The following is a 23,830-nucleotide window of genomic DNA, read 5'->3' on the forward strand; positions in this document are numbered from 1 at the left end:
GGATCTGTGATTAATGGACGATGGAATTGGGCGGGAGGTGGCCCAGGCGTTCAGTCAGGCGAATCCGCTGGATCGGGTCATCACTGAGCAGCAGCGCATGCTCCAGGTCGAAGCGCTCGGCGTTCGGGCAGTCCAGCCGTTGATAGAGGCTGGCCCGGGCCAGGTAATCGGCGGCGTTGGCGTTGCCCAGTTCCAGCACGCGTTCAGCGTCGATCAAGGCCCCGATGTAGTCATCGTGGGAAAGGTGCAACTGGCGCAGGTTGCGCGACAGCCGTTGCAGCATCTGCACCGGGTCGGCGGTCAGCATATGCTCGGCGTTGAGTTGCATGTTCGGGCCGTACTGGCGTTGCAGCAGTTCACGGCAATCATTGGGGTACAAGCGGCGCCCACCGCATGGGTCCAGCAGATGATCGGCGCCCGGCACTCGCAGCAGGAAGTGCCCGGGGAAATTGACCCCGACCAAAGGGATCTCCAGGCGTTTGGCCAACTCCAGTGCGATCAGCCCCAGGGACAATGGCTGGCCGCGCCTGAGTTCCAACACTTTGTTGAGCAGGGCCACTTGCGGGCGCAACGGGGTGAAGTCGTCCTGGGCGAACCCCAGGTCATTCATGCGCCGCAGAAGCGGCTGGGCCAGTTCGCTCACTGGCAGCATCGGCAAGCCATAGCTCACCCGCTGTTGCAGGTCTCGGAAGTCTGCCAGCACCTTCTCGAGATCCACCTCTTTGTCATGTTCGGCCGCCATCCACAGCGCGGCCTCGAACAGCGCGGGTGGTGATCGTTGCAGGCAGTCAAAAAAACGTTGGCGCGGCGTCATCGAAATCTCCGGTCAATGCCTCGTTTTAGCCCCGTCGCCGGCATTCGTCCAGTACCGCACACATGCGGTAGCAGGTTATGCCCGAAAGCCTGCAATGCGGCGCCGCTTATTCCGGTGCGCTTCTGCAAATTTTGCGCGCAAGCCTATACTGGCGACTACAAGAAGTGATTCGGGAGCCCGAAGATGTTCGCTCTCATGCAAAGCACTCGCCTTGAATCGCTGCATCTGAGCGTCGACCCGGTCACCGGGTTGAAGGCGGTCATTGCCATTCATAACAGCCGTCTGGGGCCCGCCCTGGGGGGATGTCGTTACCTTGCCTATCCCAGCGACGAATCTGCGGTCGAGGATGCCATTCGCCTGGCGCAGGGCATGAGTTACAAAGCGGCGCTGGCCGGCCTGGCCCAGGGCGGCGGGGTGGCGGTGATTGTCCGACCGGTGCATGTGGAGAATCGCGCGGCGCTGTTTGAAGCTTTCGGCCGCTGCATCAATCAGCTCGACGGGCGCTACATTACCGCGATCGACAGCGGCACCTCGGTGGCGGACATGGATTGCATCGCCCAACAGACCCAACACGTCACCAGCACCACCTCGGCGGGCGACCCCGCGCCCCACGCAGCGATGGGCGTGTTCACCGGCATTCGTGCTACCGCCATGGCCCGTCTGGGCAGCGATAACCTCGAAGGCCTGCGAGTGGCCATTCAAGGTTTGGGCAACGTCGGTTATGCCTTGGCCGAACAGCTGCACGCCGCTGGCGCTGAACTGCTGGTCAGCGACATCGATCACGGCAAGGTGCAATTGGCGATGGAGCAACTGGGCGCTCACCCGATCGCCAATGACGCGTTGCTCAGTACGCCGTGCGACATTCTCGCGCCCTGCGGCCTGGGCGGTGTGCTCAACAGCCACAGCGTGACGCAATTGCGCTGCTCCGCGGTGGCCGGTTCTGCGAACAATCAGCTGACCCATCTGGACGTTGCCGATCAACTGGAGCGGCGGGGCATTTTGTATGCGCCGGATTATGTGATCAACTCCGGCGGGCTGATCTACGTTTCACTCAAACACCGCGGCGAAGAGCTCACGACCATTACCGCCCACCTGTCGAAAATCGCCTCGCGGCTGACCGAAGTCTTCGCCCATGCCCAGGCGGAAAAACGCTCTCCGGCACGGGTGGCGGACGAGTTGGCGGAAAAAGTGCTGTACCGCTGAGCCACTCCTTTACTGCAGACATGAAAAAGGCCCTGAGCCATTCGACTCAGGGCCTATTCAATTCGGGCATCGTTTACTTCGGTGTCTTGGCGGCTTTGGCTGGCTTGGACAGCGCAGCGGCTTCACCCTCTTCGACCGGCTCAACCTTTTCAACCACTTCAACCGGCGCATTCAGCAGTTCGGACAACGCATCCGGCTGGCTCTTGAATGCCTTGGCGAACACATCGCGATTCTTCGCCATGTAGATCCCGGCTTCTTCCACTTGCTGTTCGGTCAGGGACGGAACGGCTTTCTGCAACACTTCAGCCAGCAATTCAGCCAGTTCGAGCATTTTGTCATGACGGTCAGCTTCGGCTTTATCCATGAACAAGCGCTCCAGATCTCGGCTGCTGCGGTATACCACTTCGACGGCCATTCACCACCTCACATGCCTTCACATTAGTTGTCTGTTTCGACCACTGTATTTATATACAGCGAAAAGGATAAGCGAATCCCTGCGCTTTGGGTAGTGGCTTTTTAATGTAGACCGAAATGAGGGTTTGTCATTTAAACCGTGGCGCGCCCATCGCTAGCAGGCTAGCTCCCACAGGTGCGACCAAACGCCACGGAGCGTGTTTTAGAGCATCTCGCCATCATGTGCGAGGCGCCCCTGGCCTTTTTTCTGCATGCAGAACAACCGTCACGTCAAAACCGCATCATCCGCTCGAACTGAGCTAAGGAAGAATTATCGTGAAAATCAACTGGGCCGAGAACCTGCGGCAGAACGTGCATCAATTGGCAGAGTCCCTGGGCAATCTGTTCGTCGAGACCTTCCATTACCTGGCGCTGTTCGCCATCGGTGCAGTCACCGCGTGGGCGGCGGTGATGGAATTTCTGGGGATGATCGAAGAAGGGCACATCAAGATCGATGACATCTTGCTGCTGTTCATCTACCTGGAACTGGGGGCGATGGTCGGGATTTACTTCAAGACCAACCATATGCCGGTGCGCTTCCTGATCTACGTGGCGATCACGGCGCTGACACGGCTGCTGATATCCAACGTCTCGCACCACAATCCGCCGGACCTGGGGATCATCTACCTGTGCGGCGGGATTCTGCTGTTGGCGTTTGCAATTCTGGTGGTGCGATACGCTTCGTCGCAATTCCCTTCGGTGAAGATCGAACACCCGCAACGCAAGATCGGTGCGGGTTCCGGTGAACATCCAGAAGTCGAGAAGGGCGAGATTTAAAGGCCCATGGTCGGGCGGGGCCGGGCTTTGGCCTGGGGTGGCGGCAAGTTGCGATTGTCGCCATCGGTCATCGCTTCGAGGATGGCCACGGCGCTGTGGCCCTGTTCGATGGCGATGCCGAACTGAATGCTTTGCACCAGGCGCTTGAGGCGCTTGGGGTCATTGCGCTGTTCGGCGCTGATCATCCGCTTGGCAACCACATGGCCGCTGTTGGAGAGGGTCAGCATGATGCTGCCATCCAGACCCTGAATGCTCAGGTTGATCTGATAATCCGCTGCAAAGGCATCGGTAATGAGCTGAAAAGGGTTGTCCATGATGCGTCACCGCCTGATTGAACGTGCAGTTGTTGACCGGCCATGATCGGGTTGGTTCGCGTTACCGGACCATCGGCAAGCCGCTCGCTGAGGTTTTCAAAAGTCCTTTTGCCTCTCAGGTGATGTAGCAAGGGCCATGCCGGAAAAATTGTCGAACAATGTTCACGGCAAAAAAGAGGCGGGCACCGAGGCCCGCCTTCTTTTTGCCTGCCCGTTTCAGGGCATGAACGAGTAGATGATCGCAGACAGTGCAATCAAACCGATCAACACCACGAATACGTTCGACGCTTGGCCAGAGTACTGGCGCAAGGCCGGCACGCGGCGGATGGCGTACATCGGCATCAAGAACAACAGGCACGCAATGATTGGCCCGCCGAGGGTTTCGATCATGCCGAGGATGCTCGGGTTGAAGGTCGCCACGGCCCAGCAGCTGAGAATCATGAACAGCGCAGTGACGCGGTTCAGCCAGCTTGCCGACATCACCCGGCCACGGCCGCGCAGGCTTTTCACGATCAGGCCCTGAAAGCCTTCACTGGCACCGATGTAATGGCCGAGGAAGGATTTGGTGATCGCCACCAGCGCAATCAGCGGCGCAGCATAAGCGATGACCGGGGTCTGGAAGTGGTTGGCCAGGTACGACAGGATCGAGATGTTCTGCGCCTTCGCCGCCGCCAGGTCAGCCGGGGACAGTGCCAGCACGCAACTGAAGCAGAAGAACATCACCGTCACCACCATCATCGCGTGGGCGATGGCGAGGATGCCGCTGCTCTTGCGCTCGGCCTGTTCGCCGTAACGCTGTTTCTGGTCAACGGCGAAGGCGGAAATGATCGGCGAATGGTTGAACGAGAACACCATCACCGGGATCGCCAGCCACAAGGTTTTGAAGAACAGCGGCATCGGCATGCCTTCGCTGGCGGTGGCGAAGAACGCGCCGTTCCAGTTCGGTATCAGGCTGACACCGAGCAGCAGCAACGCCGCGACGAACGGGTAAACCAGCACGCTCATGCATTTGACGATGACGCCCTGGCCACATCGCACGATCGCCATCAGACCGAGAATCAGCACCAGAGACAGAATCGCTCGCGGTGGCGGGGCGATGTGCAATTGATGCTCCATGAAGCTGCTCAAGGTGTTGGTCAGCGCCACGCTGTACACCAGCAGAATCGGGAAGATCGCGAAGAAATACAGCAGCGTGATCAGCTTGCCGGCACCAATGCCGAAGTGTTCTTCCACGACTTCGGTGATGTCCCCGGAACGGCCGGACAGCACGAAGCGGGTCAGGCCCCGGTGAGCGAAGTAGGTCATCGGGAATGCCAGCACCGCCAGGATCAGCAGCGGCCAGAAGCCCCCCACGCCGGCGTTGATTGGCAGGAACAGCGTGCCGGCGCCGATGGCCGTGCCGTAGAGGCCGAGCATCCAGGTGGTGTCGTGTTTGCTCCAGCCCTTGTGGGTTATTTCGCTATTGCGTGTCAGGTCTACAGCGGGATTTTCGGCAGCAGGTGTACGTACATCGGTCATCGTTTGGCCTCGTTATTGTTCTTGCTCGGGCTCACGGTTGCGGGCGGTCAGGGAATGCGCCTCAGCACTCCACCCAGCTCACTGCCAGGCCGCCCCGTGAAGTCTCTTTGTATTTGTCATGCATGTCGGCGCCGGTATCGCGCATGGTGCGGATCACCCGGTCCAGGGAAATGAAGTGTTTGCCGTCGCCGCGCAGGGCCATTTGCGTGGCGTTGATCGCCTTCACCGCCGCGATGGCGTTGCGCTCGATGCACGGCACTTGCACCAGGCCGCCGACCGGGTCGCAGGTCAGGCCGAGGTTGTGTTCCAGGCCGATTTCAGCGGCGTTTTCCAGTTGCTCGGGCGTGGCGCCGAGCACGTCTGCCAGGCCGGCGGCGGCCATGGCGCAGGCGGAGCCGACTTCACCCTGGCAGCCAACTTCGGCGCCGGAGATGGATGCGTTTTTCTTGCAGAGTATTCCTACAGCCGCCGCGCCCAAAAAGAAGGCGACAACGTCATCGTCCGACGCGTCCGGGTTGAATTTCATGTAGTAGTGCAGCACCGCCGGAATGATCCCTGCCGCGCCGTTGGTAGGTGCCGTGACCATGCGCCCGCCCGCTGCGTTTTCTTCGTTCACGGCGAGGGCGAACAGGTTCACCCACTCCATGGCCGACAGCGTCGAGGTAATGACATTCGGCTTACCGATTTCCAGCAGGCTGCGGTGCAATTTCGCCGCGCGACGCGGAACATTCAAGCCACCGGGCAAGATGCCCTCGTGACGCAGGCCTTGCTCGACGCACTCACGCATCACCGACCAGATGTGCAGCAGGCCCTGGCGGATTTCAGCTTCGCTGCGCCACGCCAGTTCGTTGGCCATCATCAACTCGGAGACCCGCAGACCGTGCTGGTTGCAGAGTTTGAGCAGTTCAGCGGCGCTGGAAAAATCGTAGGGCAGCACCACGTCGCTGGCCGGAGCGATACCGGACTCGGCTTCCGCCGCTTCGATGATGAAACCGCCGCCGATCGAGTAGTACGTTTGCTCCGACAACTCACCGGTTTCGCCAAAGGCTGTCAGAGACATGGCGTTAGGGTGGTAAGGCAAACTCTCGTCCAGCAGCAGGAGATCCCGTTGCCAGTTGAAGGTGATGGTCTTGTTGCCGGCCAGAGAGAGCTCACCGGTTTCGCGCAGGGTCTGGATCCGGCTTTCGATGGTGGTCGGATCGATGCTGTCCGGCCATTCGCCCATCAGGCCCATGACGCAGGCGCGGTCGGTCGCGTGGCCGACGCCGGTGGCGGAAAGGGAGCCATAAAGGCGAATTTCTACCCGACGGACGGCGTCGAGCAAATTCTGGTCAATCAGTGCCTGGGCGAAGGTCGCGGCGGCGCGCATCGGGCCGACGGTATGGGAACTGGACGGACCGATGCCGACTTTGAAGAGATCGAAAACACTGATAGCCATGCTAAAGCCTATACAAGCAATGGAAGAGAAATCGCTGCCATTTTTGTAGGACAAGCGCAATGTCGGCGATACTGCCTACCTCGGTCCTACGTGACCAACGAAACTTCCTAAGACAGCCTTTAGCAGGACTAAACAATGAGTCGCCAATTGCACGCCCAGACTTACGTCTGGCTGCACGTGTTTTCCTGTGCCGCGCGGCACTTGTCGTTCACCCGTTGCGCCGAAGAGCTGCACATCACGCCGGGTGCCGTCAGTCAGCAAATCCGCCAACTGGAAGAGCGGCTGGGCTTTCGCTTGTTTCACCGTCGTGCACGCGGCGTGGAATTGAGCGCTGAGGGCCAGCGACTGGCCATCACGGTCAACGAGGCTTACGGCAGCATTGATGCGGAATTGCGACGACTGGACGCCGGGATGATCAGCGGGATTCTGCGGGTGCGTTCGATTCCATCGTTCCTGAGCAAGTGGCTGACCCCGCGCCTGCCGCGCTTGCAGCAGCGCTTTCCTGACATTCAGTTACGCCTGGTGGCCGAGGACAGCAGCGTGCCGTTGCACGAAGGGGACTTCGACCTGGCGATCGACCTGAATGACGGCAGTTACCCGGGATTGTTATCCACAACCTTGCTCGACGAGCAGATCTTCCCGGTCTGCGCCCCGAGTCTGCTGCGCGGCCGACCACCGCTGCACGGCCCGGCGGGACTGGTGCACTTTCCGTTGCTGCACGACATCACCGCCTGGCGCGGCAGTTACGAGTACGCGGAATGGGAGTTCTACCTCAATGCCATCGGCTTCGAAGGCGCGGACGTGCGGCGCGGGCATACTTTCAATCGCAATCACCTGACCATCGAAGCGGCCATTGCCGGCATGGGCGTGGCGATTGCGCGAAGAACACTGCTGAACGATGAGCTGGAGCGGGGGACATTGATCGTGCCGTTCGGCTTGGCGGTGCCCAATCACAAGCGCTACGTGCTGCTTTATGCGCCTGGCGCGCTGAGCCATCCGGGCGTGCGTGCGGTGCATGACTGGCTAGTAGAAGAGGCGGGGATTTTCCGGAGTCTGCACCCGCTGGCGGAGCGGCAGATGTGAGCAATTGTGACTAAATAGAGGGGCGACCCAACTCCCGACCTTAACAGCGCTTTTTGCCGTTGTCCGGCTTTTTTTGTGAATCCATATTTTTCTTTTTTTAGGGGTTGAAATGTTCTTCGCACAGACCGATTGTGTAAGTAAGAGGTCACGGTGATGACGCCCAAGGGCCAGCCGATGCGCCTCTCGCGAGCTAGCTGAAATAAGGGATGAACTATGCAAATCCAAGTCAACAGCGATAACCATATTCAAAGCAGCATCCGACTGGAGGAGTGGGTACGTACTACCATTGAGAGCACGCTCGAACGTTATGAAGAGGACCTGACACGCGTCGAGGTTCATCTGCGGGACGAGAATGGCGACAAGCCAGGTCCCCATGACATGCGCTGCCAACTGGAAGCGCGCCCAAAAGGCCACCAGCCGATTTCTGTCACTCATAAAGCCGACACCCTGGAGCAAGCGATCGACGGTGCGGCGGAAAAACTTGAACATGCACTTGAGCATCTGTTCGGCAAACTGCGGGGCAAACCACGCGCCGCCGTGGTGCCATTCGAACGAACCGTTGCCGATGCGCTGCTCGAAGACGAGTTTCTCGAGAACGAACAGGCTGCACAAAACGGCTGAAGCCTGATTCACTTTTTACCTTCCCACTGAAAACGGGCCTGCTGATGCAGGCCCGTTCTTGTTTGTGGTGTTCACCGATTCCGTTGGCTCCACGATTACCTGTGGCGAGGGAGCAAGCTCCCTCGCCACAGGGGCTGCGACAAACTCAAGTGATGTCGACAGTAATCAGAAAGCCACGGATGTCTGTACATAAACCGTCCGCGGCTCGCCCACGTACTTGCCCTTGTTGTTGTCATCAAACGACCGGGTGTAGTACTGGTGGTTGAGAATGTTTTTCACCCCCACCGCCACATTCAAATCCGACAACTTCGGCCCGAAGTCATACGCCGCGCGGCTGCTGAACAACATGTATCCGGGAATCTTGCCCGTGCTGCCGTCAGCGCTTTCGGCCGAGGTGTTGGCGTTGTCGGCAAACTGGTCGCTCTGGTAGCTGCTGTCCAGGTTCAGCTTCCACACGCCTTCGGTGTAACCCACGCCAAGGGTGCCTTTGTGTTTCGAGGAGAACGGCACACGATTGCCCTTGTTCGGTCCGTCTTCGCGGATGGTCGCGTCCACGTAGGCGTAAGTGGCGTACACATCGAAGCCGGCCAGCGAAGGGCTCAAGTCATCCAGCGAATAGTTGATGCTGCTTTCGATCCCTTGATGACGCGTCTCGCCGCGGGCGATCACCGAGTCATTGGTCTGATTACTTTCGTACTGATTGTCGAAGTTGATCAGGAACGCACCGATCTCGGCTCGCAACGCCCCGTTGTCGTAACGGGTGCCCAGTTCCCAGGTTCGCGCCTTCTCCGGTTTGACTTCGCCGCTGGTCACCCGGTTAGGCATCTGGCTGTATTGCACGCTGCCGAACGAGCCTTCGGTGTTGGCGTAGAGATTCCAGGTGTCCGTCACGTGATAGAGCACATTCAACGCGGGTAGCGCGGTGTTGTAATCGCCCTTGTACTTCACGTTCGTCAGGTTGTTGGTCTGCTGCGAATCGATCATCTCGTAGCGAATGCCCGGCGTGAGTGTCCACTTGCCGATGTCGATCCGGTCATCGAGGAAGAACGCGTTGGCTTCGGTGCCGCCACGGGTGTCGCGGTCATTGCGGCTGTTGGTGGTTGGAAAGGTATTGTTGGCGATCGGTTCGCGGTAGCGCAGTTCGTGGCCGGCTTCGTTGATGTAGCGATAGCCGACGCCGACTTCATGGCTGGTCGGGCCGAGGTCGAAACCTTGGGCGAAACGGGTTTCGAGGCCGCGCACCCAATACTCGCGCGGGGACAGCGACAGGAACGTGCCCTGATCCAGATAACCGCTGCGCAGGGTTTTGGTGAAGAAGGTGTTGGCGGTGAATTCGCGGCGATCTTCCTGATAGCGGTAGCCGAAGTTGAACATCGTCCGGCGGCCCCAGAACTGATCTTTGGGGCGCGTCGACTGGTACGGGTCGGCGTCGTAATCGGCGACGTTCAGGCCGCCGGGCATGTCCGCCTTGCCTTCGTAATACTGAGCCATCGCGTTGAAGCTGTTGGCGTCATCGAGTTGGTATTTGCCCTTGAGAATCAGGTCGTCGATTTCGGTATCGCTGTGTTCACGCCAGTCGCCATCACGGGTGCCGGAATACAACAGCGCCCCGCCCAGGCCGTTTTCAGCCGTGCCGCCGGCCAGCAAGTTGCCGGTGGTTTTGACGCCGTCGTGACTGGAGGACGGGCTGGTCTCGGTCTGGAAACCGCCTTTTACGGTCGGCTCATCGGGAATCGCGCGGGTCACGAAGTTGACCACGCCGCCGACGTTCTGCGGGCCGTAACGCACCGCGCCGCCGCCGCGCACAACGTCCACCGCGTCCATGTTGCCGATGCTCACTGGCGCGAATGACAGCTGCGGCTGGCCATAAGGTGCGAAGGGCACCGGGATGCCGTCCATCAATACGGTCGAGCGTGAAGCCAGGCGCGGATTGAGCCCGCGAATGCCGAAGTTCAGCGCCATGTCATGGCTGCCGGTGCCGTTGTTGTCCGGCGCGTTCACGCCGGGGATGCGGTTGAGCACGTCTTTGGCCTGGGTCGCGCCCTGGCGCTCGAACGCCTCGCGGCGGATCACATCACGTGCGCCCGGGTGCTCGAAGACGTTGATTTGCGCTGCATCACCGAGCCAGTCGCCGACCACTTTCGAGGTGTCCAGCTCCAGCGCGGTGTCGCCCGCCGGTTGCAGGCTGAAGGCATTGTCGCCCTCGGCGCGCGCTTGCAGGCCGGTGCCGTCGAGCAAGGTATCCAGGCCTTGCGAAGGGGTGTAGTTGCCTTCGAGGCCACGACTTTGCACGCCGCTAGTGACTTGCGAGCCGAAGGTGATCAACACGCCGGCTTCACGACCGAACTGGTTGAGTGCGCTTTCGAGCGAGGACGGTGCGATGTGGTACGGCTTGGCGTCGGCGGCGTGTGCGAGTGGCAGCGCGCCGAAGCTCAGGCTGGCGCCCAGCAAGAGCTGACGCACGTTGCGAGCCAGCGGGGTAAGGCGGGTGGGGTGCATGGAGGACGGTCCTGAGAAGGTGGAATCAAGGGGGCTTTCCTTCTCTGTCACGCCAGATCTGAAAAACGGCTCACGTTGAATGAATATTTTTTGCTGGGCTGACACTGGCCAGCTTTTGTGGCGAGGGAGCTTGCTCCCGCTGGGCTGCGAAGCAGCCCCATAGCTAACACCGCCATTATTCTGAAAGACGGCATGCACAGGTTTACGACTGCTACGCAGCCGAGCGGGAGCAAGCTCCCTCGCCACAGGTAAGGTGTCTCGCTCCAGGATTACGCCTTCGCTTCGACGGTCACCCAATACCGCGTAAAGCGCCTTACCTTCACCGGCAAACTGATTTCCAGCAGATCCAGAATCCGCTCGCTATCGTCCAGCGGATACGTCCCGGAAATCAGCAAGTCCGCGGCCTTCGCATCGCAATTCAACCGCCCGCGACGATAACGGCCAAGTTCATCGAGAAAATCCCCGAGGCGCATGTGCGCGGCCACCAGCATGCCGTCGGCCCAGGCGCCGCTGTTGGCGTCCAGCGGCAGCGGTTTACCCACGTCACGCGGGCCGAAAGCCAGTTGCCAGGCGGCGGGCAATACCAGTTGTGTGCCGTCGTCCGGGGTCAACTCGACACTGCCCTCGAACACGGCCACCTGGGTGCGATCAGCAAACTGCCGTACGTTCAATCGCCCACCTTGCGTCTTTAACACGCCCTGCGCGGTCTGCACCTGAAACGCCTGGCTGGCGGTCAACAGCAGTTCGCCCTCCAGCAAACGGATCAGCCGTTGCTGACCCTCCACCCGCACATCCGCCGAACTCGTGGTGTTGAGCTGCAACTGATTGCCTGCACCGAGCGCCACCTTTCGCCGCTGGCCGACGGGGCTGCGGTAATCAGCGAGCAACGGCGGCAACACGTTGTGCTCGCGCATGCCCCAAGTGACCGCAGAACCTGCGCCGAGAATCAGCAACAGTTTCAGCGCCTGACGTCGGCTGCCGGACTTCGGCGCATTGAGGGCCGCGTGGGCCAGCGGTGAAGACAAACCGCGAAGCCGCTGATTGACCCGCTGGATATGTTCCCACGCCCGCTGATGCTCGCTGTGCGCATCGTGCCATTGCTGCCAGGCGAGCTGCTGGCGCGGGTTCAACGGCCCCTGCTGCATTTCCATCAGCCAGTGCACGGCCTGCTCGGCGACTGGGGAAGAAAAGTCCGGAGTGCCGTTCATAGTGCGAAATAACAGCGCATGGCTGCTTTACTCAAGTGGCGTTTGACCGTGGCAATGGAAATGCCCAGTTCGGCCGCGATCTGTGGATAAGTCAGGCCATCGACCTGCGCCAGCAGGAAGGCGCGTTTGATCAGTCGCGGCAATCCATCGAGCAATTGGTCCAGCTCCATCAGGGTTTGCAGGATGATTGCCCGCTCTTCCTCGGACGGCGCGTACACCTCAGGCATTTGCGCGAGCGCTTCGGCGAAGGCGCGTTCCAGGTCCTGGCGACGGTAATGGTTGAACAACACGCGTTTGGCGATCGTGGTCAGGAACGCTCGCGGTTCGATGATCTGCGGTGTTTCCCGGGCCGTGAGCACCCGAATGAACGTGTCCTGGGCCAGGTCCGCTGCGCTGTCGGGGCAGCCAAGCCTGCGCCGCAACCAGCCGGTGAGCCAGTTGTGGTGGGCGTGATAGAGGACTTCGACGGGATTGGCGGGCTGCAACAGGACCACTCCGACACAAACGGATACGTTAGAGAACAAGAATTGTTCGCATTGTAGAGGTGTGCAACGGCCCCCGGCAATCGGATCTGTTTTGCGTATGAGAATATTTATCATTAATATTGCGGCCTTGTTGGCCCCATGACTTTCATGCGGCCTCACCCGGTTTCAAGGTCGAAACATGAAAGGCAAAATCAGCGCGCTCCCCGTTTCTTATCGATTGGCCGTCACTTCACGAGTGCTGGCCGCGGTATTGGGTGGTTATATCGTCGCGGCGCTGGCCAGTGTCAGCCTGAGTTCGTGGTTGCCGATGGCCCGCGCCGAAGCGGTGGTGACCGCGATGATGGCCTCGTTTCTGGTCTATCTGCTCGCGGTGCTCTGGTGTTTCGCCTGTCGCAGCGCGTGGCAGGCCTGGTTCGGGCTGATCGTGCCGGGCTTGGTGCTGGGGGCCGTCTCCGACCTGGCTTATTGGATGGGCCAGGTATGAAAGAGGGTTTTCGTCAGGCGATGGCCTGGTTGCACACCTGGGCCGGGCTGATCTTCGGCTGGTTATTGTTCGCGATTTTCCTGACCGGTACGCTCGCCTATTTCAAGGACGAGATCAGTCACTGGATGCAGCCCGAGATACCGGCGCGCGCGGTGACCTCCGAAGCCAGTTTGACCCTGGCGCAAGACTACCTCCAGCAACACGCCGCGGGTGCCTCGCGCTGGCTGATCGACTTGCCGAGCGCCCGGGAACCGGGCCTGTCGGTGCGTTGGCAACAGACCCCGGCCAAACCCGGCGAGCGCGGGCAATTCACCGAAAAACTGCTCGAAGCGCAAACTGGCCGCGAAGTGCAGGGCCGCGAATCTATGGGCGGCGACTTCTTCTATCGTTTCCACTTCCAGCTGCAAATGCCCTATCCGTGGGGCCGCTGGTTGTCGACCATCGCGGCCATGGTGATGTTCATCGGCCTGATCACCGGGATCATCACCCACAAGAAAATCTTCAAGGACTTCTTTACCTTCCGCCCCCGCAAAGGCCAGCGGTCCTGGCTGGACGGGCACAACGCGGTGGGCGTTCTGGTGTTGCCGTTCCATCTGATGATCACTTACAGCAGCCTGGTGATTTTCATGGCGATGGTGATGCCGGCGAGCATTCTGGCCTCGTACAAAGGCGATCCCCGCGCGTTTTACGCTGAGATGTTCCCGGCCTCCAGCACGCCCGAGCTTGCCGGCAAACCGGCCGAACTGGCACCGATGGCGCCGCTGCTGGAGCGGGCGCGCGCGCAGTGGTCGGGCGGCCGGGCGGAACGGCTGACGGTGAACAATCCGGGGGATGCGAATGCCTCGATTGTCGTCTCGAGGGATGACGCCGACCGAGTGATTTATGACGCCAGCAGCGCGGTGACCTTTAACGGGGTGACTGGCCAACAACTCAGCGCCACGCCACAGCAACCGGTGCCGATGGCCATTGCCGGCAGTTTCTATGGCTTGCACATGGGCCATTTCGCGAGCCCCGTGCTGCGCTGGCTGTACTTCATTTGCGGGTTGGCGAGCACCGCGATGATCGGCACCGGGCTGGTGATCTGGCTCGGCAAGCGCCAGCTCAAACATGTGAAAAGCGGCGTAATGCCCTTCGAATTGCGGTTGGTCGAAGTGTTGAACATTGCCAGCATGTCCGGGCTGGTGGTCGCGGTGGCGGCGTTCTTCTGGGCCAATCGGTTGCTGCCGGTGGAGATGGCCACAAGGGCGGACTGGGAAGTGAACAGCTTCTTCATCGTCTGGGGCTTGAGCGTGGTTCATGCGGTGATCCGCCGTGGACGCGCGGCATGGGTCGAGCAACTCGCGGTGGCTGCGTTGCTGTTCTGCGGCGTGCCGCTGTTGAACGCGTTGACCACGCCGTATCACTTGGGCGTAACGCTGGCTCAAGGCAACTGGACGCTCGCCGGGTTCGATTTGACGTGCCTGGGCAGTGGCCTATTCCTGGCCTGGGCTGCCTGGAAAATGCAGCGCTCCGGGCAGACCGTTCGCGTCGCCAAAGAACGCGCCCGACCGATCACGCTTGAGCAAAAGGTGAACTGAATGTTGTTGGCCCTGCTGCTCTGCTACGGCGGTTTCACCGCGCTGTGTTTATCGATGGATCGGCATCACGCCGAACTGCTGGGGCGCAAGTCGTCAGCCCGGCGACGCAAAACGTTCAAGCTGAGCGGTTGGTTGCTGCTGGCCGTTTCGTTATGGGCGACGGTGGCGAAAACCGGTTGGGGGCTCGGGTTGGTGGAGTGGTTTGCGGTGTTGATGTTCAGCGCCTTGCTGCTGGTGTTGTTGATGCCGTATCGCCCGCGCCTGGCCCTGGCGTTGGCCGGATTGAGTCTGCTCGCGAGCCCCGTCGCCGTGTTTGCACAGTGATGATCACCAATCCCCCGGAATCCCGCGACGACGAACATCGCGGCGCCCGTGCGCATTTCCTTCAGGTGTTCCTGTCCCAGCGTTCGCAGATGGAAGCGCTGGTGAGCCGGCGTGTCGGCTGCCGCGCGACCGCCGCCGATCTGGTGCAGGACTTGTTCCTGCGTTTCTGGCGGCGGCCGCTGGTGCAAGTCGAGGAGCTCAGCACTTACCTGCTGCGTTGCGCCGGCAACATTGCCATCGACCATCTGCGCAGCGAAGGCACGCGGGTGCGGGTCAACGAAGGCTGGATGCCGGATCAACCGGACAGCCAGGGCAGCGAACCACAAGCGGCGCTGGAGGCGGGCAACGACCTGCGTCACGTCGAAGCGGCGTTGCGCGCGTTGCCGGAACGTACCCGGCAGATCTTTCTGCTCAACCGCATCCATGGCCGCAAATATGCGGAGATCGCCAAGGCCATGGGCCTGTCCCAAAGCGCCGTGGAAAAACATATGATGCGCGCCCTCGATGCCTGCAAGGCCAGCCTGCAGGAACCGCCAACGCGCACGCCAGGGAAAGCGCCGTGAATCCACTCGACCGCGTCACACCGACGCCCGCCCAGCAGCAGGCTGCACTCGCCTGGCTGAGCCTGTTGCACGACCAACCGAGCAGCGGCGATCAACTCACTTTCAGCCGCTGGCTCCAGGCCGATCCCGCCCATGCCGAGGCTTACGCCCAGGCGCAAGTGCTGTGGGAACTGAGCGAAGTGCCGGCGCGAACCTTGGCCGATGAAGACGCTTTCGCCTTGCAGGGTTACCTCAATGCGATGAACCGATCCCGACGCACCAGCGTGCGGCGCTGGTCTGGCGCGCTGGCCATGGCCGCCTGCCTGGTGCTGATGATCGGCCTCGGCGCGGGTTGGCAGCCGACGCGCTGGATCGATGATCTGGGGGCGGACTATGTGGCTGCGCCGGGGGAAATTCGTACCGTAACGCTGGCCGATCAGTCGCAAGTGACGCTGGACGCCGACAGCGCCATTGTCGTGGATTTCAGTCGCGGTGAGCGCCACGTGCAGCTACGTCGCGGTGCCGGATTTTTTAGTGTGACCCACACGGGCGATCCGTTTGTGGTCGACGCTGAAAAGGGCCAGGCACGGGTGCTCGGCACGCAGTTCGAAGTGCGTTTGCAACCCCATGGCGCGCAGGTCACGGTGCTGTCGGGACGGGTCGGCGTGACAGCGGATAAGCACGCCGAGCAGCAAATTCTGACCGCCGGCCAGCAAGTGGCGTATGGCGGAGGTTCGGCGCAAAAGCTGCGTATGGTCGACAGCGAAGCGCAGCTGGCCTGGCGTCAGGGCTGGCTCAATTACTACAAGGCCACGCTGGCCGATGTGGTGCAGGACCTGGGGCGCTATTACCCGGGGCGGATTGTGCTGCTCAATGATGAACTGGCGGCGCGGCGGGTCAGTGGCAGTTTTCCGAGCAAGGACCCGCAGGCGGTGTTGAGTTCGTTGCAGGGTGCTTTGGGGTTGGAGCAAACAAGCGTTTTGGGGCATTTGATTATTTTGCGGTGAGGCTGCTTGCCTCATCGCGAGCAAGCTCGCTCCCACAGGGATAGATGTTGATCACAAAAATGTGGGTCCAACTTCAATACCTGTGGGAGCCGGGCTTGCCCGCGATGACGGCAGGTCAGGCACCACATCCCTCAAGGCAAAAAATTATTTTCAAAATTATGGTGAGGTAAACCCGACCCCCATCCGTGTAGTGACTGAAACTGCGAGTCATTCGCATCCCGTAGGTTCTACACAGGTCATTGAGCAATGAAGTCCAGGGCAAAACCGGGTTCGGTCAAACAGTGGTTGGGTGCTTCTGCACTGTGTGTGTCGGCGTTGGCCTTGCTGCCATCGAGCGTCGCATCGGCCGCTGAGGCGGCCATCACGCAGCCACTTACGCAGTTCAGCTTCGCCATCGCTGCCAAGCCGCTGCCCCAGGCCTTGAGCGACTTCAGCCGCGTCACCGGTATCAGCGTGGTCTACACCGATGAAGCGCCCTACGGCCTCACCGCCCCGGCGGTCAATGGCCCGTTGAGCGCCGAGCAGGCCCTGCAGCGTTTGCTCAGCGGTTCGGGTTTCACCTTCCGCCGCAGCGACGCCCGCACCCTGGTGCTTGAACCGCTGCCCACCGCCGGCACGTTGAATCTGGGCACAACCACCATTAACTCGGTGGCCGATCAGTCCATGAGCTATCAGCCGCCGCCCACCAGCTCGGTGATGCGCTCGTCGGCCTTGCTCCAGGAAATCCCGCAGACCGTCAACGTCATTCCAGCCCAGGTCATTCGCGATCAGGCTCCGCGCAATTTGGATGACGCGCTGGCCAACGTCAGCGGCATCACCCAGGGCAACACGCTGGCGAGCACTCAGGATTCGGTGATGACCCGCGGTTTCGGCGACAACCGCAACGGCTCGATCATGCGCGACGGCATGCCGATCGTGCAGGGCCGAGGCATGAATGCGACCGTGGACCGGGTCGAAGTGCTCAAGGGCCCGGCCTCGCTGCTGTACGGCATTCAGGACCCGGGCGGCGTGGTCAACATGGTCAGCAAGAAACCCGAGATGGAGCAATACAACGCCCTGACGCTGCGCGGCTCGACCTACGGCGACGGTAAAAACGGCAGCGGTGGCGGCCTCGACAGCACCGGCGCGCTCGGTGATTCCGGCTTCGCTTACCGCATGGTGCTGGACCACGAAGACGAGGATTACTGGCGCAATTTCGGCACCCACCGCGAGACGCTGGTGGCGCCGTCACTGGCCTGGTTCGGCGAAAGCACCCAGCTGTTGTTCTCCTACGAACACCGCGAGTTCCTCACCCCGTTCGACCGCGGCACGGTCATCGATCCGCGCACCAATTACCCGTTGGACATCTCGCGCAATGAACGCCTGGACGAGCCCTTCAACAACATGGAAGGCCGTTCGGACCTGTATCACTTCGAGGCCGATCACGAACTCAACGACAACTGGAACGCTCACTTCGGCTACAGCTGGAACCGTGAAACCTACGACGCCAGCCAGGTGCGCGTCACCGCCATCGACACCCGACGCGGCACGTTGACCCGCAGCATGGACGGCACCCAGAACGCCATCAGCACCGACCGATTCACCACCGCCAGCCTCGAAGGCAACGTCAATGTGCTGGGCCTGCAACATGACCTGGTGTTCGGCATCGATGACGAATACCGCAAGATCTACCGCGAAGACCTGATCCGCCAGAAAAGCCTGAGCACCTTCAGCTACGTCAACCCGGTCTATGGCCGTGAAGTCGCCGGCACCACGGTCAGCCCGGCGGACAGTGCGCAGACCGATGAACTACGCAGCGATTCGATCTTCCTGCAGGACTCGATCCACCTAACCGATCAATGGATTTTCGTCGCCGGCGCACGCTTTCAGGAATACGACCAGTACGCCGGCAAAGGCGTGCCGTTCCAGGCCAACACCGACAGCAACGGCCAGAAGTGGGTACCGCGCGCCGGCCTGGTTTATCGCTTCACCGATGAACTGTCGTTCTACGGCAGCTACACCGAGTCGTTCAAACCCAACTCGACCATCGCGCCGTTGAGCGGCAGCAGCACCGTGCTCGACGGCAGCGTCGCGCCGGAAGAAGCCAAGTCCTGGGAAATCGGCGCCAAGCTTGATATGCCAGGGCGCGTGACCGGCAACGTCGCGCTGTTCGACATCAAGAAACGCAATGTGCTGGTGGCCAACTCCGAAGGCCCGGTGACGATTTACAGCGCCGCCGGTGAAGTACGTTCCCGTGGTCTGGAAGTGGATTTGAGCGGTCAGCTCAGCGACCGCTGGAGCATGATCGGCAGCTATGCCTACACCGACGCCGAAGTCACCGAGGACCCGATCTACAAGGGCAAAAAACTGCAAAACGTCGCGAAGAACAGCGGCTCACTGTCGGCGGTCTACGACTTCGGGACCATTGTCGGCGGCGATCAACTACGGGTCGGCGCGGGTGCGCGTTACGTCGGCGAGCGGGCGGGTAACGCCGTCAACGATTTCGACCTGCCGAGCTACACCATGGCCGATGCGTTCGCGACCTACGACACCAAGGTTGAAGGGCAAAAGGTCAAGTTTCAGCTCAACGTGAAGAACCTTTTTGACCGCACCTACTACACCTCGGCGGCGAGCCGGTTCTTTGTGTCGATGGGGGATTCGCGGCAGATTTCGTTGTCCAGCACGTTGGAATTCTGACCGCAGACCGCGTCATCGTTCATCGCGGGCAAGCCCGGCTCCCACAGGGATAGTGTCGTTCACAAAAGATGGGTTCGACACCTGTCCTGTGGGAGCCGGGCTTGCCCGCGATGGCGATCTGACGGGCGCTGCAAATTTCGGGACTAACGCAAAAACGCCTGCCGATACTCCCCTGGCGTCCCACCCAAAACCTGCCGAAACCGATTAGTGAAATGACTCGCACTGGCAAACCCGCACGCCAGCGCAATCTCCCCCAAAGGCTGCGAAGTCGAACGCAACAACTCCCGCGCCCGGCTCAGTCTGCGCGCCAACACATACTGATGCGGCGGCAAGCCAAAGCTCTTCCGAAACATCCGCGCAAAGTGATATTCCGACAGCGCACACAACGCCGCCAATTGCCCCAGGCTGATCGCCTCGGCCAACTGATTGTCGATGAACTCCACCAACTGCCGCCGCTGATGCGCCGCCAATCCGCCTTTTAACCGCAAGCCCTCACGCATCCCGACCTGGCCGAGCAATACGTGACTGAGCATTTCGTGAGCCAGGCTGCTGGTGAGCAGGCGTTCGCCGGGTTCGTCCCAGTTGAGGGTGAGCATCTGCCGAAAGCGCCGGGCTTGTGCCGGATCATCAAGGAAGGTGGCTTCGCGCAAGTGCAATTCGCGTGGCTCGCGGTCCAACAGCGTGACGCAACCGAGGGCGAATTGTTCGGGGCTGAAATACACGTGGGCCAGGCGAATGTCGCCGTTGATCACCCAACCCGATTGATGCTCGGCCGGCAGGATGCACAGCTTGTCGGGGCCACCCTTGGTGCCGGGCTGGTCTCGGCGGAAGGTGCCGGTGCCCCCGGCGATGTAGCAGGATAAAGTGTGGTGGCTTGGGGCTTCGTAGTCTTGGGCATCGTGATGGTTGCTCCACAAGGCTGCAGCCATCCCGTCACCGAGCTCGGCGCTGTGCTCGAGGCGAGCATTGGGCGAGCGGTTGAGGGCTTGAAAGACTTGCAGGGTTTCCAGTGCGGGCATGATGGCTTCTCTCCAACGCCTTGCATCCTACTCCGTAGACCATGCGCTGCCAGCCTCTGCCACGACAAAAGCGCAAGTTTATGCAAGTGCGCCCACGCTTGGCGCAGGACACTGAGTTCCTATCGAGGAGCCTTTGTCATGAACCTGTCGTTGTACTTGCTGACCGTGCTGATCTGGGGCACCACCTGGATTGCCTTGAAATGGCAGCTGGGTGTGGTTGCCATTCCCGTGTCGATCGTTTATCGCTTCGGCCTCGCGGCGCTGGTGCTGTTCGTCCTGTTGCTGCTCAGCCGACGCCTGCAAGTGATGAACCGTCGCGGGCATTTGATCTGTCTGGCACAGGGCTTGTGCCTGTTCTGCGTCAACTTCATGTGTTTCCTGACCGCCAGCCAGTGGATTCCCAGCGGTCTGGTCGCCGTGGTGTTTTCCACGGCCACGTTGTGGAACGCGCTCAATGCACGGGTGTTCTTCGGCCAGAAAATCGCCCGCAACGTTTTGATGGGCGGTGCGCTGGGCCTGTCCGGGCTTGGCCTGTTGTTCTGGCCGGAACTGGCCGGCCACACCGCCAGCCCGGAAACCTTGCTCGGCCTGGGTTTGGCATTGCTTGGAACCCTGTGTTTCTCGGCCGGTAACATGCTCTCGAGCCTGCAACAGAAGGCCGGTTTGAAGCCGTTGACCACTAACGCCTGGGGCATGGCGTATGGCGCCGCGATGTTGTCGGTGTGGTGTCTGTTCCGGGGCATTCCGTTCGACATGGATTGGAACACGCGTTACATCGGCTCGCTGCTGTACCTGGTGATTCCGGGTTCGGTCATCGGCTTCACCGCGTACTTGACGCTGGTCGGACGAATGGGCCCGGAGCGGGCGGCCTATTGCACCGTGCTGTTCCCGGTCGTGGCGCTCAATGTATCGGCGTTTGCCGAAGGCTATCAATGGACCGCGCCGGCATTGGTGGGGTTGGTGTTGGTGATGCTCGGCAACGTACTGGTGTTCCGCAAACCCAAGGCGCCGATAGCGCAAGGCAATGGCAAGCTCGCATGAAAGCGTTGGGGCCGAGTGCGCTTAGCGTTCGGTCCTGAGCGCAACGAATATCAACAGCGGAAGTATGAAGTCGACAATATGCCGGGCCCAGTCCTTGGCATTCCAGGTTTGTGATTCGTCCATGTTGAACCATTCAACGCCGATCACTTGCAGGCAAACGTAGTAGACAAATATGGCGATCAATAATCCGATGATTGAGAACTTTTTGGCCTCATGGAATAGGTCGGCAGACGCGTTCAGGTTTCGGTAAAGGTGATAGGCACCGACCAGGCAAAAGGCGGTATAGATAACTTCAAGTGTAATGATGAACCAATAGATCCGGTGGTGGAGCATGGGTGAGGTGATTGCCCGGTAGTTCAGCTTAATGTTTTCCCTTGTGGTGTCCATGCTCAGGATGTGACCGACGTATTCATAGTTGGATGCGTAGTCGGTGAAGTTGCTGTACATCACCAGCAGGCCAAAAAAGCTTATATAAGCCATTAATGATAATTTGCTGTATCTGATGATCTTGTCGGTGGTAAGGCTATTCAAGGTTAATGTGCTCCAACACTATTTTTCGTGAGTCGAATAAGGGGAGGAGTGTATAGCGCTTGAACTTTTTTAGTGGATTGACTGAATTGCAAGTTATGTAAGGAGCGGGCAAATACTTGATAAGTCTCTGCCCGTTTTAGTTAGCCTTTCCACACTTGCGGGTTGACCAGATCCTGCGGCCGCTCGCCCAGCAGTGCGCTGCGCAGGTTAGCCAACGCGCGGTTGGCCATGGCCTCGCGGGTTTCATGGGTCGCGGAGCCGATGTGCGGCAACGTCACCGCGTTTTTCAGCTGGAACAACGGCGACTCGGCCAGCGGTTCTTTCTCGTAGACGTCCAGCCCGGCGCCGCGAATGCGGTTGTTTTGCAGCGCTTCGATCAGGGCGGGTTCATCCACGACCGGACCGCGGGCGATGTTGACCAGGATGGCGCTCGGCTTCATCAGGGCCAGTTCACGGTGGCTGATCAGATGCCGGGTTTTCTCGCTGAGCGGCACGACCAGGCAGACGAAATCGGCTTCGGCCAGCAGTTCGTCAAGGTTGCGGAACTGCGCGCCGAGTTCTTGCTCAAGTTCAGTCTTGCGGCTGTTGCCGCTGTAGAGGATCGGCATGTTGAAGCCCAGCCGGCCGCGACGGGCGATGGCCGCGCCGATGTTGCCCATGCCGACGATGCCCAGGGTTTTGCCGTGCACATCGCAACCGAACAGCGGGGCGCCGACGGTGGCTTGCCATTGGCCGGCCTTGGTCCAGGCGTCGAGTTCGGCGACGCGGCGGGCGCTGCTCATGAGCAGGGCGAAGGCCAGGTCGGCGGTGCTTTCGGTGAGGACATCCGGCGTGTTGGTCAGCATGATCCCGCGTTCGTTGAAGTAGGCGACGTCGTAGTTGTCGTAGCCGACGGAGACGCTGGAGACGACTTCAAGGTTGGCGGCGTTTTCCAGTTGTGCGCGACCGAGTTTGCGACCGACGCCGATCAGGCCGTGGGCGTGGGGCAGGGCTTCGTTGAACTGGGCGTTGATGTCGCCGTTTTTCGGGTTGGGGACGATGACGTCGAAGTCTTGCTTGAGGCGCTCGACCATTTCCGGGGTGACGCGGCTGAAGGCGAGGACGGTCTTTTTCATGGGAGGAGGGCTCGTCGGGGCTTGGTGAATGCCAAGCACGCTAACATTCTTCTCCGTTGTTGTGCGAGTTCGCGGATTGCCGGGGGTAACTGTAGGAGCGAGGCTTGCCCGCGAAGGCGGCCTGGTAGCCGACCTGTCTCTCTCAGGTGTACATATCCATTTCTGCGGTAACGGCGGCTGGCGGTTTCGCCCTTACGGCGAGGCACTTTTTTCAAACGCCAAAAAAGTACCCAAAAAGGCTCGCCCCAAGCGTCCGGCCCCTCGCTAAGGCTCGGCGTACCTTCGCTCCGGTATCCATCCGGGGACACTGCCCTCCGGTCTGCTTCGCGACGACCTACATGCAGCGTGTTCGACTGCGTCGAACGGCGCTGCGCGCCACTCCCCGGATGAACACCTCCACTCAGCCTCCCGAAAGGGGCGGGTGGATCAAGATCAAGAGCTGCAGGCGAGCTAACGCTCGGCCTGTTGAGTGGTGAGGAGCGAAGCATGTACGCCGATCCGTTTTTGTAGGAGCGAGACTTGCCTGCGATGGCGGCCTGACAGCCGACCGATATCTTGCTGATGCACCCAATCCAATTGTGGGAGCTGGCCTGCCAGCGATGGCAGAGTGTCAGCCGAAATCAGTGCCGGATGTCGGACCGCAATCGTCGGAACGCCGCCCGGAGCAGGCTCGCTCCCACAGGGGGATTAGCTGTGTGGCGCAGGTTTTGGTACTGCGACGTTATCCAGCATCCGGTTCGCTGCCAGTTCGGCCAGCATGACGATCTGTTGAATGGCCATCGCTTTGTGCCGATGCAGGCCTTCCAGATAGTCCGCGAAGTCACTTGCCATCACGCTGGCCTGGGCCAACGACTCGCAGGTATGGGCCAACAGGTCTTCGTCTTTGATGTCCGGTGCGATCAAAAACATCGTGCTGGGTTTGCGCGCGGCAGGGGATCTGAGTGCGGCGGGGTTGAGGTAATGATCCAGTGCGCGCTCGGCGGCATCGTGGAGTTTTTTGGAATCGAGTGATTCGTAGGGGGAAACGTCTTCGGTTCCCGGGGGATTCGGAGTTTCTTTGATCATGCAGAAGTTACTCATTGGCAGATGAAGTGGAACTGC

22 protein-coding genes and 1 pseudogene are annotated in these 23,830 nt (G+C 60.5%); 11 read left to right on the forward strand and 12 right to left on the reverse strand.

Features of this window, described 5'->3' with window-relative positions:
* Positions 1-10 precede the first annotated feature (10 nt).
* A complete protein-coding gene (locus tag ACA075_RS04630) occupies positions 11-814 on the reverse strand; it encodes a SirB1 family protein (RefSeq protein ID WP_497297469.1) in 804 nt (267 codons plus the stop codon).
* 183 nt (positions 815-997) lie between these two features.
* On the opposite strand from ACA075_RS04630, the gene ACA075_RS04635 reads away from it, so the two are divergent.
* Positions 998-2,017: a Glu/Leu/Phe/Val dehydrogenase family protein gene (locus tag ACA075_RS04635; protein WP_109628037.1), complete on the forward strand. Its 1,020-nt coding sequence runs from the start codon at positions 998-1,000 to the stop codon at positions 2,015-2,017.
* Between the two features lie 175 nt (positions 2,018-2,192).
* On the opposite strand, the pseudogene ACA075_RS04640 reads toward ACA075_RS04635, so the two are convergent.
* Positions 2,193-2,432 (reverse strand): annotated as a pseudogene (locus ACA075_RS04640) (YebG family protein); the annotation flags it as partial.
* 314 nt (positions 2,433-2,746) lie between these two features.
* Between ACA075_RS04640 and ACA075_RS04645 the strand changes: the two are divergent.
* The gene (locus ACA075_RS04645; RefSeq protein ID WP_017336597.1) at positions 2,747-3,247 is read left to right on the forward strand and encodes a phosphate-starvation-inducible protein PsiE; all 501 of its coding nucleotides are present in this window, start codon (positions 2,747-2,749) and stop codon (positions 3,245-3,247) included.
* Here the strand turns inward: ACA075_RS04645 and ACA075_RS04650 are convergent.
* The 3 genes from ACA075_RS04650 to ACA075_RS04660 form a co-directional block, all read right to left on the reverse strand.
* A complete protein-coding gene (locus tag ACA075_RS04650; RefSeq protein WP_497297470.1) occupies positions 3,244-3,561 on the reverse strand; it encodes a DUF3509 domain-containing protein in 318 nt (105 codons plus the stop codon). The genes ACA075_RS04645 and ACA075_RS04650 overlap by 4 nt on opposite strands.
* Before the next feature lie 216 nt (positions 3,562-3,777).
* Positions 3,778-5,079, reverse strand: coding sequence for an HAAAP family serine/threonine permease (locus ACA075_RS04655; protein WP_497297471.1), 1,302 nt, complete (start codon positions 5,077-5,079; stop codon positions 3,778-3,780).
* A 61-nt stretch (positions 5,080-5,140) separates the two neighbouring features.
* Complete coding sequence (locus ACA075_RS04660) at positions 5,141-6,517, reverse strand: L-serine ammonia-lyase (protein WP_497297472.1); 1,377 nt, start codon at positions 6,515-6,517, stop codon at positions 5,141-5,143.
* Positions 6,518-6,652: 135 nt separating this feature from the next.
* On the opposite strand from ACA075_RS04660, the gene ACA075_RS04665 reads away from it, so the two are divergent.
* Positions 6,653-7,600 carry a LysR substrate-binding domain-containing protein gene (locus tag ACA075_RS04665; RefSeq protein ID WP_010463175.1) on the forward strand — a complete coding sequence of 316 codons (948 nt, stop codon included), beginning with the start codon at positions 6,653-6,655 and terminating at the stop codon, positions 7,598-7,600.
* Between the two features lie 213 nt (positions 7,601-7,813).
* Positions 7,814-8,221, forward strand: a complete 408-nt coding sequence (locus ACA075_RS04670; protein WP_497297473.1) for an HPF/RaiA family ribosome-associated protein — start codon at positions 7,814-7,816, stop codon at positions 8,219-8,221.
* Between the two features lie 165 nt (positions 8,222-8,386).
* Here ACA075_RS04670 and fecA read toward each other — a convergent pair whose 3' ends face one another.
* From fecA to ACA075_RS04685, 3 genes are all read right to left on the reverse strand, one after another.
* Positions 8,387-10,720 (reverse strand): TonB-dependent Fe(3+) dicitrate receptor FecA, encoded by a 2,334-nt coding sequence (gene fecA / locus ACA075_RS04675; RefSeq protein WP_497297474.1) that lies wholly within the window; start codon positions 10,718-10,720, stop codon positions 8,387-8,389.
* A gap of 269 nt (positions 10,721-10,989) precedes the next feature.
* Entirely contained in the window at positions 10,990-11,928 is a 939-nt protein-coding gene (locus ACA075_RS04680) for a FecR domain-containing protein (protein ID WP_497297475.1), read from the reverse strand.
* Positions 11,925-12,413, reverse strand: a complete 489-nt coding sequence (locus ACA075_RS04685) for a sigma-70 family RNA polymerase sigma factor (protein WP_497297476.1) — start codon at positions 12,411-12,413, stop codon at positions 11,925-11,927. Before ACA075_RS04685 ends, ACA075_RS04680 begins: the two co-directional genes overlap by 4 nt.
* A gap of 178 nt (positions 12,414-12,591) precedes the next feature.
* Between ACA075_RS04685 and ACA075_RS04690 the strand changes: the two genes are divergently transcribed.
* From ACA075_RS04690 to ACA075_RS04715, 6 genes are all read left to right on the forward strand, one after another.
* The gene (locus ACA075_RS04690) at positions 12,592-12,897 is read left to right on the forward strand and encodes a DUF3649 domain-containing protein (protein WP_497297477.1); all 306 of its coding nucleotides are present in this window, start codon (positions 12,592-12,594) and stop codon (positions 12,895-12,897) included.
* Complete coding sequence (locus ACA075_RS04695; protein WP_497297478.1) at positions 12,894-14,474, forward strand: PepSY-associated TM helix domain-containing protein; 1,581 nt, start codon at positions 12,894-12,896, stop codon at positions 14,472-14,474. The genes ACA075_RS04690 and ACA075_RS04695 overlap by 4 nt, the downstream gene beginning before the upstream one ends.
* A complete protein-coding gene (locus ACA075_RS04700; RefSeq protein ID WP_497297480.1) occupies positions 14,475-14,798 on the forward strand; it encodes a DUF3325 domain-containing protein in 324 nt (107 codons plus the stop codon). It abuts the gene before it with no gap.
* A complete protein-coding gene (locus ACA075_RS04705; protein ID WP_497297481.1) occupies positions 14,798-15,361 on the forward strand; it encodes an RNA polymerase sigma factor in 564 nt (187 codons plus the stop codon). The genes ACA075_RS04700 and ACA075_RS04705 overlap by 1 nt, the downstream gene beginning before the upstream one ends.
* Complete coding sequence (locus ACA075_RS04710; protein WP_497297483.1) at positions 15,358-16,347, forward strand: FecR family protein; 990 nt, start codon at positions 15,358-15,360, stop codon at positions 16,345-16,347. The genes ACA075_RS04705 and ACA075_RS04710 overlap by 4 nt, the downstream gene beginning before the upstream one ends.
* Positions 16,348-16,593: 246 nt before the next feature.
* On the forward strand, positions 16,594-19,023 hold the full coding sequence (locus ACA075_RS04715; RefSeq protein WP_497297484.1) for a TonB-dependent siderophore receptor: 2,430 nt from the start codon (positions 16,594-16,596) through the stop codon (positions 19,021-19,023).
* A gap of 143 nt (positions 19,024-19,166) precedes the next feature.
* Here ACA075_RS04715 and ACA075_RS04720 read toward each other — a convergent pair whose 3' ends face one another.
* Positions 19,167-20,042, reverse strand: coding sequence for a helix-turn-helix domain-containing protein (locus tag ACA075_RS04720; protein ID WP_497297485.1), 876 nt, complete (start codon positions 20,040-20,042; stop codon positions 19,167-19,169).
* Between the two features lie 138 nt (positions 20,043-20,180).
* Here ACA075_RS04720 and ACA075_RS04725 point away from each other — a divergent pair, with 138 nt between their 5' ends.
* On the forward strand, positions 20,181-21,083 hold the full coding sequence (locus ACA075_RS04725; protein WP_497297486.1) for a DMT family transporter: 903 nt from the start codon (positions 20,181-20,183) through the stop codon (positions 21,081-21,083).
* Between the two features lie 21 nt (positions 21,084-21,104).
* On the opposite strand, the gene ACA075_RS04730 is transcribed toward ACA075_RS04725, so the two are convergent.
* From ACA075_RS04730 to ACA075_RS04740, 3 genes are all read right to left on the reverse strand, one after another.
* Entirely contained in the window at positions 21,105-21,614 is a 510-nt protein-coding gene (locus tag ACA075_RS04730; RefSeq protein ID WP_497297487.1) for a DUF2165 family protein, read from the reverse strand.
* Positions 21,615-21,754: 140 nt separating this feature from the next.
* The gene (locus ACA075_RS04735; RefSeq protein WP_497297489.1) at positions 21,755-22,729 is read right to left on the reverse strand and encodes a 2-hydroxyacid dehydrogenase; all 975 of its coding nucleotides are present in this window, start codon (positions 22,727-22,729) and stop codon (positions 21,755-21,757) included.
* A 687-nt stretch (positions 22,730-23,416) separates the two neighbouring features.
* Positions 23,417-23,794: a DUF6124 family protein gene (locus ACA075_RS04740; protein WP_497297490.1), complete on the reverse strand. Its 378-nt coding sequence runs from the start codon at positions 23,792-23,794 to the stop codon at positions 23,417-23,419.
* Positions 23,795-23,830 lie beyond the last annotated feature (36 nt).

The sequence above is a fragment of the Pseudomonas sp. LBUM1663 genome (assembly GCF_059695905.1).

Bases quoted from the DNA above. Each gene is read 5' to 3' on its own strand.
- ACA075_RS04670 (WP_497297473.1), top strand. From the start codon at position 7,814: ATGCAAATCCAAGTCAACAGCGATAACCATATTCAAAGCAGCATCCGA.
- ACA075_RS04650 (WP_497297470.1), bottom strand. From the start codon at position 3,561: ATGGACAACCCTTTTCAGCTCATTACCGATGCCTTTGCAGCGGATTAT.
- ACA075_RS04705 (WP_497297481.1), top strand. From the start codon at position 14,798: ATGATCACCAATCCCCCGGAATCCCGCGACGACGAACATCGCGGCGCC.
- ACA075_RS04695 (WP_497297478.1), top strand. From the start codon at position 12,894: ATGAAAGAGGGTTTTCGTCAGGCGATGGCCTGGTTGCACACCTGGGCC.
- ACA075_RS04680 (WP_497297475.1), bottom strand. From the start codon at position 11,928: ATGAACGGCACTCCGGACTTTTCTTCCCCAGTCGCCGAGCAGGCCGTG.
- ACA075_RS04735 (WP_497297489.1), bottom strand. From the start codon at position 22,729: ATGAAAAAGACCGTCCTCGCCTTCAGCCGCGTCACCCCGGAAATGGTC.
- ACA075_RS04655 (WP_497297471.1), bottom strand. From the start codon at position 5,079: ATGACCGATGTACGTACACCTGCTGCCGAAAATCCCGCTGTAGACCTG.
- ACA075_RS04635 (WP_109628037.1), top strand. From the start codon at position 998: ATGTTCGCTCTCATGCAAAGCACTCGCCTTGAATCGCTGCATCTGAGC.
- ACA075_RS04740 (WP_497297490.1), bottom strand. From the start codon at position 23,794: ATGATCAAAGAAACTCCGAATCCCCCGGGAACCGAAGACGTTTCCCCC.
- ACA075_RS04715 (WP_497297484.1), top strand. From the start codon at position 16,594: ATGAAGTCCAGGGCAAAACCGGGTTCGGTCAAACAGTGGTTGGGTGCT.
- ACA075_RS04630 (WP_497297469.1), bottom strand. From the start codon at position 814: ATGACGCCGCGCCAACGTTTTTTTGACTGCCTGCAACGATCACCACCC.
- ACA075_RS04690 (WP_497297477.1), top strand. From the start codon at position 12,592: ATGAAAGGCAAAATCAGCGCGCTCCCCGTTTCTTATCGATTGGCCGTC.
- ACA075_RS04720 (WP_497297485.1), bottom strand. From the start codon at position 20,042: ATGCCCGCACTGGAAACCCTGCAAGTCTTTCAAGCCCTCAACCGCTCG.
- fecA (WP_497297474.1), bottom strand. From the start codon at position 10,720: ATGCACCCCACCCGCCTTACCCCGCTGGCTCGCAACGTGCGTCAGCTC.
- ACA075_RS04665 (WP_010463175.1), top strand. From the start codon at position 6,653: ATGAGTCGCCAATTGCACGCCCAGACTTACGTCTGGCTGCACGTGTTT.
- ACA075_RS04725 (WP_497297486.1), top strand. From the start codon at position 20,181: ATGAACCTGTCGTTGTACTTGCTGACCGTGCTGATCTGGGGCACCACC.
- ACA075_RS04700 (WP_497297480.1), top strand. From the start codon at position 14,475: ATGTTGTTGGCCCTGCTGCTCTGCTACGGCGGTTTCACCGCGCTGTGT.
- ACA075_RS04660 (WP_497297472.1), bottom strand. From the start codon at position 6,517: ATGGCTATCAGTGTTTTCGATCTCTTCAAAGTCGGCATCGGTCCGTCC.